Genomic DNA, 13,402 nt, shown 5'->3' with positions numbered 1-13,402 from the left:
CCGACCGACTAAAAGTATGAAGAGGTGTGAGTGTAAATGGAATACTAAATTTGATTTACCCTTTTATAATCATCAACCTGATTAATAATCAACAACTGCTGTTTCAATAATTGCAGCTGTATTTCCCGGTTTTTCACCATCGCTTTTACTACGAAAGTTTGATTGGGTGAATTGGGCAATTCTGCTTTCAACCGTTCATATTCCTCATCCAGTTTCACCAGATCTGCAGTAAACTTTTTATATAACTCGGGGTTTGCCGAAGCAAAAATGGCCAGACTATCCCGTTTCTCCGTGATCAAACCTGCATAATGAACTTCTTTCTGCGCATAACCAGGATTAACATCAACCAATTCGATATCTTTCCCCTGCATCCTACCGGCATAAAGCCAGCCTAAAGCAAAAACAACTACTACGGCTGCCGCAGCACTTATCCATAAATATAATTTTACAGGCTTTTTTTTAATGGTTTGTTTAAGTTTTTGCTGTGCATCCAACTCCACTTCTATCTTCGCCCATAGCCCAACAGGCGGTTCCATCACATCAAATGCCCTGCGGTTTTCTTTAACAAAGGTTTCTATTCTGTTATTCATCTCTCATCCCTTTCTGTTCTAAAATACTTTTTAGTTTCTTCTTCGCCCTCATGTATTGTGTGCGACTGGTATTTTCACTTATTTTTAAAATGTGTGCAATTTCTTCATGGTCATAGCCTTCCAGCAGGTATAAACTAAGTACTACACGGTATCCGTCAGGAAGTTCGGTAATGGCATTTCTGATTTCCTCTGCCTGCAGCTTTACCTCATATTCATCGTAGCCAACCTCATCAGGTACTTCTGAGATTTCTTCTGTACCAACAAATTCAAATTTTCGCTTACGCAGATAGTTGATTGACTTGTTGATCACAATTTGCTTTAGCCATAAACCGAAAGTAGTTTCCTGCCTGAAATCTATAATTCTGGTAAAAGCATCCAAAAAAGATTCCTGCAAAACATCTTGTGCTTCTTCCTCGTAGTTTAAAATGCGCAGCGCAACGTTGTACATGGCCTTGGCATACAGCTTGTATAACTCAAACTGTGCCGCACGGCTGCCTTGCATGCATTCTTTAACTAATTCCAGGTTTTTATCTACGTAAACAGCTTCCAAAATTTCGAATATTCTGATTATAAGACATGGGGGATTTTAAAACGTTGCATCAAGATAGAAAAATATTTACAAGATTATATGCTTATGGAAACAATCACCCGGCGACATCATATTTTTGTATTAAAAAACAAAGCCTTAACTTCATGCCATGGATATCGACTTAATTATATCAGTTATCAATCCCTTACATCAAAAAGCAGATCAGGCATTTCAGGATAAAGACATTGAAACCTATGCCTCCATTTTCGACTACAACTTTGAGTTTAAAGGTTCAGACGCCAAACCGGTAAAGCTGAGAGATTATAAACTAGACATTCAAAGTCTGTTCAAAAATTCGAAAAGTATTGAAACAAGCCACTACAGAATTAAATCCTCATTCGAAGACGGAATGTTCACGGAAAAGGTGGCCCGTAAATCAGTTATTATCAAACCAAAATTACTTTTGCTTACTAAAAAACAAACCATTCAAACCGAAGAAGTTTACCATTGGAAAAATGTAAACGGCGAATGGAAGGTGATGGCTATCGAAGTAGTTTTAGAGGAGAAATACTAAACACCATTATAAAACTAAATCACTGGATTGATGCGTGAGTTTTATAGTGAACTGGCCAGAAAGCAGAAAAATTAAGCCGCAAAATTTCCTTCCATCTTCATTTCCAAACTTCAAAACAAAATCGGTATTTTTGCCGCTCAATTTAGATTACAAAATATGTTAAGAACAGTAACTTGTGGTGCATTAACCCTTAATAACTTAGGTGATAATGTAACCTTGTGTGGTTGGGTACAAAAATCAAGAGATTTAGGCGGGATGACTTTTATCGATATCCGCGATCGTTACGGGATTACACAGCTTGTTTTTAACATGGACGACAACCGCGAACTGTGCGAATCCGCACGTTCATTGGGTCGTGAGTTCGTAATCAAAGCAACCGGTACTGTTGTTGAACGCAGCAACAAAAACCCGAAAATGCCTACAGGTGATGTGGAGATTAAAATTACTGCGTTAGAGATTTTAAATGCTGCAAAATTGCCGCCATTTATGATCGATGACGAAACAGATGGCGGTGATGAATTACGCATGAAATATCGTTATCTGGATTTACGCCGCAATCCGGTTAGAAATAACCTGGTATTGCGCCATAAAATGGCCCAGTCTGTCCGCCGTTATCTGGATGCGTTAAACTTCATCGAAGTAGAAACGCCGGTGCTGATTAAATCTACGCCAGAAGGTGCAAGAGATTTCGTTGTGCCAAGCAGAATGAATGAAGGCGAGTTCTATGCTTTACCTCAATCACCACAAACCTTCAAACAACTATTAATGGTTTCCGGCTTTGACAGGTATTTCCAGATTGTAAAATGTTTCAGGGATGAAGATTTAAGGGCAGACCGCCAGCCGGAGTTCACACAGATTGATTGCGAGATGTCGTTTATTGAGCAGGAAGATATTTTAAGTACTTTTGAAGGATTAATCCGTACACTGTTTAAAGAAGTCCGCAATTACGATTTACCTGAAGTTCCGCGGATGCAATATGCCGACGCCATGCGCTTATATGGTTCAGATAAACCGGATACGCGCTTTGCTATGCAATTTGTTGAGCTGAACCACCTTGTTAAAGGTAAAGGTTTTCCGGTTTTTGATAACGCAGAACTTGTTGTGGGTATTAGCGCAAAGGGTGCAGCAAATTACACCAGGAAGCAATTAGATGAATTAACCGATTTCATCAAACGCCCCCAAATTGGTGCAACAGGATTAATTTATGCCCGCCACAATGATGATAACACCATTAAATCTTCTGTAGATAAATTTTTCAATGAAGACGATCTTAAGCAATGGAGCGAAGCTTTCGAAACAGAGAAGGGTGACCTTATTCTGATCTTAGCCGGCGCTACAGATAAAGTGCGCAAGCAATTGAACGAACTTCGCTTAGAAATGGGAAACCGTTTAGGCTTACGTGATAAAAATACATTCTCTGCACTTTGGGTACTTGATTTCCCGCTATTGGAGTGGGACGAAGAAACTGAACGCTATCATGCCATGCACCATCCGTTTACCTCACCTAAACCTGAAGACATTGCCTTACTGGATACCGATCCGAAAAATGTTCGTGCAAATGCTTACGACATGGTGATTAATGGCACTGAAGTTGGCGGTGGTTCTATTCGTATTCACGACAGAGCGTTGCAGGCATTAATGTTTAAGCATTTAGGGTTTAGCGCTGAAGAAGCTCAAAAACAATTTGGTTTCTTAATGGATGCTTTTGAATTTGGTGCACCTCCACACGGCGGTATTGCCTTTGGTTTCGACCGGTTAACGTCGATTTTCGCAGGCTTAGACTCTATCCGTGACGTGATTGCTTTCCCTAAAAATAATTCGGGCAGAGATGTTATGATTGATAGCCCGAGTACGATTGATGATAAGCAGCTAAAAGAATTAAAGATCAAAACAGATCTTTAAAATCACTTCTGTTTCAACCACAAAAAAGCCACTTAGCATAAAACTAAGTGGCTTTTTTGTGTAGTTAAAATGAGCTAAAATGTCTCACTATCCGGCGGAATGCCATAATCTACAAATTTCTTGTCTTTTTTTTCCGTTTTCTTGCCAAACCAACCTTTTACTGAGTTGAAAATTGCAGACAAATGCTCTGCATCAAGAGATTTACCCACCTTGCCCGATACAAGTCCAACAGCGGCTTTCGTTAAAAACCCTGCACCACGAAAAAGAGTTTTATTCATAAACATCGGCAGGAGCAATGACATTGCAGTTCCGCTTATGTTTAATTTGTCATCAACTTTAAACAGGTTATTTGGTGTTGCATATTTTTTAATTAATGCACCCAGCGTAAATTGCTTAACATAAGATTTGGAGTCAGCAACAAGCATTTTTTGCTTTAGCGTATATTCTACCTTAAGTTCAAGTTTTTTGGCCTGCAGATCTTCCAGACTACGGATGTTTTTATAACTTCTCATCTTCCTCCTCCTTATCAGCAAGTTTGTCAAAATATTTTCTTATCGCCACGTTGATAATGGCTTTTTCGATGTATTTATCTTTGGTCAGATATACAATCACTGCAATCAAAATATAAAATAAGGATACACATCCGAAGCCTCCGGCATAACTACCAAGTAATTCACCCAGGTAAAGCGCCAGGGTCACGGAGCCCAGTAAGAAAGCCAGAATAAAGCAAACAATTACCGTAGTATTGGTTACCAAATCAGCAAAAATCTTCGATACCTTTTCTACGAGGTAGAGCCTGGTATATTCTACTCTGGCGTCGAGGTAGCCTTTGGCATCTTCAACAATATCTTCGATACTTTTTTCTTTGTTTTCTTGCATAGTTTAGATGAAATTTAACTGGACAGCAAAACTGTCCAGCTATAATTTTATGGTGTTAGGCGTGTTCCACGTCATCGCTGTATTCTTCTTCAACACTTCTCAATTTAGTTTTAATCGAGTCTACTACTTTATCTTTCAGACTCGCTAAATTGTTAATTTCATCAGCAGCTTTATCTTTGATAGAGTCACCCAGATCTTTTAAAGACTGGCTTAACTTATCACGGGTTTCATCACCTTTATCCGGTGCGAATAAAATGCCTAAAGCGGCACCAGCAGCTAGTCCTGCTAATAGAGCAACTACAACTTTTGAATTATCATTCATAATCTATGTATTTAAGGGTTAAACAATGTATGCACAATATAACAATACTATATTATTTAACTGTTAAGCTATGTTTATAACTCACCAAGCTCATTATTTGTTTTAATTCTTTCTAATCTTTCTGAGGCAAGTGTACTCGTCTCATAAATTTTAACAAGTAATATAAAATAAGATAGTAGTAACGGACCAAAAACGAGCCCCAATATTCCAAATAAAGGAATACCAATAATTACGCCAATTACTGTAATAATCGGGTGAATGTTACCAACTTTTTTGGCTATAATAAATCGGAGTACATTATCAATATTAATAACCACCACAAAACCGAATATCAGCATTGCCCATCCTGCAAAATTGTTCCCGTTGGCAATCTGTAAAATTGCGGCAGGAACGAAAACTACAGGAGGTCCCAGCACAGGCACAAAGGAAATAAAAGTGGTAATTACTCCCCAGAACACCGGATCTTTATATCCTAAAACGTAAAAAGATAAGCTTACCAGCGAACCCTGAACCAAACAGATTAGCCCTTGCCCAAGTACGTTCGCGTAGGTTGTATTTCTCATCTCATCACCAAACCTCAATGCATTCTGTTCTCTCAACGGGGCATATTTGATTAAAGAGTGTTCAAATTTTTTACGCTCAATCAGCATAAAGTAGAGTAAAAAGTACATGACGAGCAAACTCAGAATAATATTTACTGCACTCGAAATCAAAGAGGGGAAAAGCTGTGTAGCCCAGTTACCCAACCGGTTCATTCCTTCCTGAATCAAATCCTGGTTAATTTTAATCGGAATCAGGTGCTGCAGCTTCACGAGCAGATTTTTGAAGAAAATTTCATTGTTTCTTAACTCAGATATTTTACTGATCACCATGCTACTCAGTGCATAAAATGGCAAAACAATCAAAATAATGCTAAAAGCAATCAATGAAATGGCGACCACCCGTTTGTTCCAGCCTTTAATTTCAGCCATATGTATATAGGCAGGGCGCATAATAGTGTAAAGAACAAGTGTACTTAAAATTGCACTGAAAATACTCTGTAATGAATAGGCAATTAATATACCCAGCGCTATAATGATAACGAGATTGATATTATTTCGCTGTTTATAAGAGAATACTGACATAATTTAGCATGTATTGGTACTCCTTAAATGTAAAAACGGAACAGATTGTTTTGTTGAAAAAGAAATTATTATTCGTTGTCGGCCTGAATAGCCTTTATCTTGTTATAGAGTGTTTTACGATCAATATTCAAGATTTTGGCCGCTTTTGTTTTATTAAAACTAACTTCTTTCAAAACCCTTAGGATCGCATCATACTCCGCCTCCTGACTCGCATTTTTCAAATTTCTTGGATGATCAGTGATTCGGGTTTTAATCAGGGGAATATGGTAATCGTGGTTATAGTTTTTTATTCCATTTGACAACTCGAGCGGCAGCACGTCTACCTGAATCTCCCTGCCATCAGTCAGAAGCGAAATTCGCCTGATCACATTTTTAAGCTCCCTTACATTCCCCGGCCAGCTATAGTTTAAAAGACATTCCTGAACACCCTCCGAAAACCCTCTGATGTCTTTATTTAGTTCCTGATTGGCAACAGCTAAAAACTTTTTTGCAAAGATTAAGATATCATTTCCACGCTTTTTCAACGATGGGATATGGATGGAAAACTCGTTAAAACGGTGATACAAATCTTCCCGGAATGTACCCTTTCCAATATTATTAACCAGGTTTTCATTCGTCGCAACAATGATCCGCACGTCAAGATCGATTTCCTTTGTACTTCCAATACGCTTCAATTTTCTTTCCTGCACAGTTCTCAGTAAACTCGCCTGTATTTCATAGGATAAGTTACCAATCTCATCCAGAAACAACGTACCCCCATTTGCCTGTTCGAAATGGCCGATTTTTGTGTATAATGCGCCCGTGAAGGAACCCTTCTCGTGGCCAAAAAACTCACTGCCGGCAAGCTCTTTTGTGAGGGAGCCACAATCCATCGCGACAAAAGGCTTATCCCGCCTCAAACTATTCATATGAATGGTCTTCGCTACACATTCTTTTCCCGTTCCACTTTTACCGGTTAAAATAATGCTATATGATGTTGGGGCAATCAATTGGATTTGCTTCAGCAAAGAGGCTGATGCTTCGCTGGTGCCATCTATATATTCTGTATAGTTTATATAATCAGCCCCTGAATCAGCGTTGTTCTTTTTCTTTGACGGTGCCTGATCCGCATTCAGCGCGCGCTGTGTTTCAAGGGCCTTATTGATGGTATTTAAGATCTCATCCGGATATAAGGGCTTGGTAATGTAATCGTAGGCACCCAGCTTAATCAGCTCAACAGCAAGCTTAATATCCGAATAGCCAGTAATAATGATTACACCTGTTAACGGATAGTTATCCTTTATTTTAATCAAGATTTCCCTGCCATCCGTATCATCCAGCCGGTAGTCGCATAGCACCAGATCAAACGATTCCCTTTCAAGTATATCTAACGCAGCTCCTCCTGTAATGACCGTTGAAACGTCGAAACCGTTCCTGCCTAAAAACTTGGATAACAATAATCCAATATTTACTTCATCATCTATTATGAGTATTTTCTTTTTCATCCGGTTAAACTGTCATTTATTTTAATAAAAACAATCCAACCGTACTGTTTTGGATAGGGATTTTTATTTTAATCGACGACACATATTTAACGAAAAAAAACGAGAATGGGAATTATTTTCCACACTTTATTCTCAATTTAATCAAATTAATCATACACACATACTACTTTCCTGAGAAGACAGGTTTCCTTTTCTCCACAAAGGCTGAAGTACCTTCCTTAAAATCAGCAGTATCAAAACATTTTCCAAACGACTCAATCTCAACGTTATAACCATTCTGCCCATCCAAAGAAGCTACTACTGCCCTGATCGCTCCCGCTACCGCTAATGGCGCCCGCAGTTTTACTAAGTTAAGTATTTCCTCAGCCTTGCTGATGAGGTCGGCCTGAGGCACAACGTAATTCACCAGACCAATCTTTTCTGCATCTGTAGCGGGTATCATACCCGCAGTGATAATCATTTCAATTGCTTTTCCCTTTCCTACCAGTTGGGTCAAACGCTGGGTTCCACCGTAACCGGGAATTAAACCAAGGGTTACTTCGGGCAGTCCTAATTTTGCCTGATCGGAAGCAATCCGAATATGGCAGGCCATAGCCAGCTCCAGGCCACCACCTAAGGCAAACCCATTGATCGCTGCGATAAAAGGTTTCGGAGAATTCTCTATTGCATTAAAAACAGTAGCTTGTCCATCTCTCGCCAACTGTTCGCCCTGCGAAGCATCGTAGTCTGAAAACTCTTTAATATCGGCACCCGCAACGAATGCTTTCTCCCCGGAACCAGTTAAAATTACCCCCCTCACTTCTGCCGTATCTCCGGCAAACTGAATTACGTGGGCAAGCTCCTTTAGCGTTTCTTTATTCAATGCATTTAATGCCTTTTCTCTGTTTATAGTGATATAAAGAATGTTTTCTTTTACTTCTGTTATTAAATTCTGATACGTCATGATCTAAAAATTTCTATTTTCTGTAACCCAGTTTTGAATATATTCCACTATGCTTGCCATGGTAGTTCCCGGAGGAAATAACTCCCCAACGCCAATACTGGCTAATTTTTCCCTGTCTGCTTCCGGTATGATTCCCCCGCCGGTTAATAACACATCATCAAGCTGTTTTTCTTTCATAAACTGTATAATTTTTGGAAAAACAGTCATATGTGCACCTGAAAGAATTGAAATTCCAATGGCGTCCACGTCTTCCTGCAAGGCGGTATTTACCACCATTTCAGGGGTTTGGCGTAATCCCGTATAAATTACCTCCATACCAGCATCCCGGAGAGAGGTAGCAATCACCTTAGCACCTCTGTCGTGGCCATCGAGCCCAACTTTAGCTACTAAAACACGTATTGGCCGGTTTAATGCTTTGCTCATCATTCCTATTTAGTTATGTAAATGTATTCATTTTGAGGTTTAAATTAATCATTAACTAAAACAACCAGAATTGCACTAATCTTTTTACATTTGCATTCCTAATTTACAGGTTTTTATGAGTGAAGAAAAGTCATTGAACTTTATTGAAGAAATTGTTGAGAACGACTTAAATAGTGGTAAGTATAAAACCTTGGTCACGCGTTTCCCGCCTGAACCTAACGGTTATTTACACATTGGCCACGCGAAAGCAATATGCTTAAACTTCGGACTAACACAAAAATATGGCGGTTACACCAACCTCCGTTTTGACGATACCAATCCGGTTACGGAGAAAACCGAATATGTAAACAGCCAGCAGGAAGATATCAAATGGCTTGGTTTCAACTGGAAAAACGAATTATATGCTTCAGATTATTTTGATCAGTTATATGCATTTGCAGTAACCCTCATCGAAAAAGGATTAGCCTATGCGGATGAAAGCTCAGCAGATGAGATTGCAGCATTAAAGGGTACGCCAACAGAACCTGGTAAAGATAGTCCGCACCGCAACCGCAGTGTAGCAGAAAATCTGGACATTTTCACTAAAATGAAAAATGGTGATTTTCCCGATGGTGCCTATATCCTAAGGGCAAAAATCGATATGGCCAGTCCGAATATGCTTATGCGTGATCCGATTATTTATCGCATTAAACATGCTGAGCATCACCGTACCGGCAACAAATGGTGCATTTACCCCATGTACGATTTTGCACATGGTCAAAGTGATAGTATTGAGAACATCACCCACTCCATTTGTACATTAGAGTATGTATCGCACCGCGAGCTGTACGATTGGTTTATTGAAAAGTTGGAGATTTTTCCCTCAAAACAATATGAATTTGCCCGCCTGAACCTAACCTCTACTGTAATGAGCAAGCGTAAGCTCCTTCAGTTGGTTAACGAGAATCTGGTAAGCGGGTGGGATGATCCGCGCATGCCTACCATCTCCGGCTTGCGCCGCAGAGGTTTTACACCAAAAAGTGTACGTGAATTTTGTGAACGCATTGGTATTGCCAAACGTGAAAACCTGATTGAGCTGAGCTTACTGGAATTCTGTATTCGCGAAGATTTAAATAAAACAGCTAATCGCGTAATGGCGGTGTTAGATCCGATTAAACTGGTCATTACCAATTACGACAAAGGAACAGAAGATTTAATCGGCGAAAATAACCCTGAAGCGGAAGATGGTGGGGGTACCCGTGTTATCCCTTTCAGTAATGAGCTTTATATCGAGCGCGAAGACTTCATGGAAGTTCCGGCAAAAAAATGGTTCCGTTTGGCACCGGGTGCAATGGTTCGTTTAAAGTTTGCCTACATAGTAAAATGCGAGGATTTCGTGAAAGATGAAAATGGCAACGTAACCGAAATCCGCTGTACCTATATTCCTGAATCGAAAAGCGGTAGCGACACCAGTGGCATCAATGTAAAAGGCACCATCCACTGGGTGAGTGCACCACATGCAAAAACTGCCGAAATCCGTCTGTACGACCGTTTATTTACATCTGAAACACCTGATGCGGAAGAAGGGGATTTTAAAGATTATTTAAACCCGGAAAGTTTAACGGTATTGCCAAATGCCTACATCGAGCCGGCTTTAGCCGAAGCTGATTTAAATGGCCGCTACCAGTTCATCAGAAAAGGTTATTTCTGTCTTGACAAAGATTCAACCTCAGAAAATTTAGTGTTCAACAGAACAGTAACCTTAAAGGATACCTTTAAAAAGCCTAACTAGGGCTTAACATCTTTAAAAACAGAAAGGCCCGGATGAACACAGATTCATCCGGGCCTTTTTATGCCCTGTTTATGCTGAGATGGTCACCGAAGCAAAAATTGCAAAGTATATTCTTGGTTAATATTTTGTATAAACATTATATAAAACCAAAATATCAACCGGAGTTAACTTCGGGGTGATGTCACTTTGTATAAAATGAATCTTAAAGGCAGTAATGGCTGCCGGAAGATTGCTGGTATCATAACCTATATACTTCAGCGCCATTTCGCTATTAAAGTCAACCGGTGGATTTTTCAGGATGTTATCATACCAATAACCAAAACCGGCATCGGCCAGTTTTTTCCAGGGGAAGTTCCTGGGGTCGTTTTTTCTTTTTGGGGCAATATCGGCATGACCGATAAAGTTAGCCACGGGGATGTTGTATGTCTTCTTTAATGTTGCCAGCAACTTAATCAAACTGTTAATCTGTGCTTCAGGCCACACATCAGTTGTGCCGTTATTATCCAGCTCAATCCCGATTGAGGAAGAGTTCAGATCAGTATCCTTTCCCCATTTACTCACACCTGCGTGATTGGCCCTCAAATAATCATTGACCATATGTACCACTTTGCCATCTCGACTGATGACATAGTGTGCACTTGTTCCTGCGGTTGTAGAGAAAAAAGTTTTAACGGTTTGGGTTAAACTATTCTGGGCAGTATGGTGGATGACAACAAAATTTGGTTTGCGTATCCCGAAATTTACAGAACCGATCCATTCCTGATTTGCGGCATTTAATGAGTCATAAAGCTGACCTTTGGGAGGCGTACTGCTAATGATTTCAGAGAAATCTTTTGCTTTGTTTTTATAGATTTTCTCTGTAACGGCATATTTTTTGGTGCTGCAAGCCGATATAAAAGTCACCAGAGCCAGAAAGAAAATTGATGAATACTTAGTAGAGTGGAAAGATAACATGTGCTGTGTAATTGATTTGCTTATTTGCAAAGTTATGTTAAACTCAGCCCAATACATCAAACTTTATACAAACCTTTCATTTTTTAGTAATTTAGCGCCATTATCCGTTAACTATGAATAAATTATACAAGTCAACAATATTAATTTCAGCAGTAGCCTTTACTACCGGGCTATTATCTGCTTGCTCAAACAATGGTAAATCAGATACCACCGATGGAGCAATAGTTCAAAAAGATAGCCTCACAGATTATGTTGCACAGCGTCTACCCATCTATGAACGGGTAAAGCTAACCACCAATCTTAACCAATTGAGCGTTAACGACCGTAAAATACTACCCCTTCTCATTCAGGCTGCAGAAATTATGGATGAGCTCTACTGGAAGCAGGCTTATCCGCAGCGCGACAGTTTGCTGGCAACGATTAAAGATGAAAAAACCCGTGATTTTGTCAATATCAACTATGGCCCCTGGGACAGGTTGAACAATGATAAACCTTTCGTATCTGGTATAGGTACTAAACCCGAAGGGGCCTCATTCTATCCTTATGGTATCACCAAGGCTGAAATTGAGAAGTCGGATATGGCCGACAAGTTTGGCGCTTATTCAGTAATTCAGAAGGATAGCACAGGAAAACTAATTACTGTACCTTATCATGTACTCTTTGCTTCTGAATTGCAGAAAGCAAGCTCATTGTTAAAACAGGCTGCCCTGATTGCCGAAGATGCCGGATTGAAGAAATATTTAAACCTGCGGGCGGATGCACTGGTTACGGATAATTTTACGGCCAGCGATTATGCCTGGCTCGACATGAAGTCTAACGGACTTGATATCATTATTGGCCCGATTGAAAATTACGAAGACAAACTTTTTAATGCCCGGACCAGTTATGAAGCCTATGTTTTAATTAAAGATAAGGAATGGAGCAAACGCCTGGCAAAATATGTCAAGCTTCTTCCCGAACTACAAAAAAACCTGCCTGTTGCAACAAAGTATAAAACAGAAACTCCGGGGACAGATTCGGAACTGAATGCCTATGATGTGGTATATTATGCCGGAGATTGTAACGCCGGATCAAAAACAATCGCTGTAAACCTGCCTAACGACGAAAAAATTCAGCAGGAAAAGGGAACCCGCAGGTCCCAGCTAAAAAATGCTATGCAGGCTAAGTTTGATAAAATCCTTGTTCCGATTTCGAAAGAGCTAATTGACGCCGAACAGCAGCAATACATCAAATTTGATGCTTTCTTTGCCAACGTGATGTTCCATGAAGTTGCCCATGGTTTAGGCATTAAAAAAACCATCACCGGTAAGGGCTTTGTCCGCGAAGCACTAAAGGAGCAATACAGCTGGCTTGAGGAAGGCAAGGCCGATATCCTGGGCCTGTATATGGTCACCGGGCTACTTAAAAAAGGCGAACTCCAGGGTGACATAAAAGATTACTACACTACTTTCATGGCGGGTATTTTACGTTCTGTTCGTTTTGGTGTTTCTGAAGCACATGGCAAAGCCAATATGCAGTGTTTTAACTACTTCCAGGAGAAGGGTGCTTTCGAGCGTACTGCCAAAGGCACGTACAAAGTAAATTTTGAAAAATTTGCAGCTGCCATGAATGACTTAAGTGCTTTCATTATAACCCTTCAAGGCAATGGCGACAAAGTTGCTGTTGAAAAGGCGCAAAAAGAAAAAGCAGTGATATCCTCTACCCTTCAGCAGGATTTAGACCGCCTGACTAAAAAGAATATCCCGGTTGATGTGGTATTCGAACAAGGGGTGGATGTACTAGGTGTAAAATAAAATTACAGTAATCAAGTGAGCCGCAGATTTGCAGATTTATTCTGCCAGTCTGCGGCTTTTTACGTTACGGATTAGTTTTTTACTTTTTCCTGTAACCTTTCCTAAAAACGGTCG

General features: G+C 39.9%; 14 protein-coding genes. 4 read left to right on the top strand and 10 right to left on the bottom strand.

Features of this window, described 5'->3' with window-relative positions:
- Positions 1-44: 44 nt before the first annotated feature.
- Together AB669_RS15420 and AB669_RS15415 are read right to left on the bottom strand one after the other, a co-directional pair.
- Positions 45-590, bottom strand: coding sequence for a hypothetical protein (locus AB669_RS15420; RefSeq protein WP_047800166.1), 546 nt, complete (start codon positions 588-590; stop codon positions 45-47).
- Complete coding sequence (locus AB669_RS15415) at positions 583-1,140, bottom strand: RNA polymerase sigma factor (protein ID WP_082120693.1); 558 nt, start codon at positions 1,138-1,140, stop codon at positions 583-585. Before AB669_RS15415 ends, AB669_RS15420 begins: the two co-directional genes overlap by 8 nt.
- Positions 1,141-1,288: 148 nt before the next feature.
- Between AB669_RS15415 and AB669_RS15410 the strand changes: the two genes are divergently transcribed.
- Together AB669_RS15410 and aspS are read left to right on the top strand one after the other, a co-directional pair.
- Entirely contained in the window at positions 1,289-1,693 is a 405-nt protein-coding gene (locus tag AB669_RS15410; RefSeq protein ID WP_047800165.1) for a hypothetical protein, read from the top strand.
- Positions 1,694-1,849: 156 nt separating this feature from the next.
- Positions 1,850-3,595 (top strand): aspartate--tRNA ligase, encoded by a 1,746-nt coding sequence (aspS, locus tag AB669_RS15405; protein WP_047800164.1) that lies wholly within the window; start codon positions 1,850-1,852, stop codon positions 3,593-3,595.
- Between the two features lie 74 nt (positions 3,596-3,669).
- Here the strand turns inward: aspS and AB669_RS15400 are convergent, their stop codons facing one another.
- The 7 genes from AB669_RS15400 to AB669_RS15370 all read right to left on the bottom strand — a co-directional run bounded on the left by AB669_RS15400 (position 3,670) and on the right by AB669_RS15370 (position 8,773).
- Positions 3,670-4,107, bottom strand: a complete 438-nt coding sequence (locus AB669_RS15400; RefSeq protein WP_047800163.1) for a hypothetical protein — start codon at positions 4,105-4,107, stop codon at positions 3,670-3,672.
- A complete protein-coding gene (locus tag AB669_RS15395; RefSeq protein ID WP_047800162.1) occupies positions 4,094-4,474 on the bottom strand; it encodes a hypothetical protein in 381 nt (126 codons plus the stop codon). The genes AB669_RS15400 and AB669_RS15395 overlap by 14 nt, the downstream gene beginning before the upstream one ends.
- 55 nt (positions 4,475-4,529) lie before the next feature.
- Positions 4,530-4,796: a YtxH domain-containing protein gene (locus AB669_RS15390; RefSeq protein WP_047800161.1), complete on the bottom strand. Its 267-nt coding sequence runs from the start codon at positions 4,794-4,796 to the stop codon at positions 4,530-4,532.
- A 74-nt stretch (positions 4,797-4,870) separates the two neighbouring features.
- Positions 4,871-5,920, bottom strand: coding sequence for an AI-2E family transporter (locus tag AB669_RS15385; protein WP_047800160.1), 1,050 nt, complete (start codon positions 5,918-5,920; stop codon positions 4,871-4,873).
- Positions 5,921-5,988: 68 nt separating this feature from the next.
- Entirely contained in the window at positions 5,989-7,404 is a 1,416-nt protein-coding gene (locus AB669_RS15380; protein ID WP_047800159.1) for a sigma-54 dependent transcriptional regulator, read from the bottom strand.
- A 163-nt stretch (positions 7,405-7,567) separates the two neighbouring features.
- Positions 7,568-8,347, bottom strand: a complete 780-nt coding sequence (locus AB669_RS15375) for an enoyl-CoA hydratase/isomerase family protein (RefSeq protein WP_047800158.1) — start codon at positions 8,345-8,347, stop codon at positions 7,568-7,570.
- A gap of 3 nt (positions 8,348-8,350) precedes the next feature.
- Entirely contained in the window at positions 8,351-8,773 is a 423-nt protein-coding gene (locus AB669_RS15370) for a cobalamin B12-binding domain-containing protein (RefSeq protein ID WP_231582689.1), read from the bottom strand.
- Between the two features lie 112 nt (positions 8,774-8,885).
- Here AB669_RS15370 and AB669_RS15365 point away from each other — a divergent pair, with 112 nt between their 5' ends.
- Positions 8,886-10,541, top strand: a complete 1,656-nt coding sequence (locus AB669_RS15365) for a glutamine--tRNA ligase/YqeY domain fusion protein (protein ID WP_047800156.1) — start codon at positions 8,886-8,888, stop codon at positions 10,539-10,541.
- A gap of 117 nt (positions 10,542-10,658) precedes the next feature.
- Here the strand turns inward: AB669_RS15365 and AB669_RS15360 are convergent, their stop codons facing one another.
- A complete protein-coding gene (locus AB669_RS15360) occupies positions 10,659-11,495 on the bottom strand; it encodes an N-acetylmuramoyl-L-alanine amidase (protein WP_047800412.1) in 837 nt (278 codons plus the stop codon).
- Positions 11,496-11,608: 113 nt separating this feature from the next.
- Between AB669_RS15360 and AB669_RS15355 the strand changes: the two genes are divergently transcribed.
- Positions 11,609-13,288: a Zn-dependent hydrolase gene (locus tag AB669_RS15355; RefSeq protein ID WP_047800155.1), complete on the top strand. Its 1,680-nt coding sequence runs from the start codon at positions 11,609-11,611 to the stop codon at positions 13,286-13,288.
- Positions 13,289-13,402 lie beyond the last annotated feature (114 nt).

The organism is Pedobacter sp. BMA, from assembly GCF_001027745.1.
GTDB lineage: Bacteria > Bacteroidota > Bacteroidia > Sphingobacteriales > Sphingobacteriaceae > Pedobacter.
The sequence above is the reverse complement of the archived record's forward strand: the minus strand, read 5'-3'. Positions and strand labels throughout refer to the sequence as shown.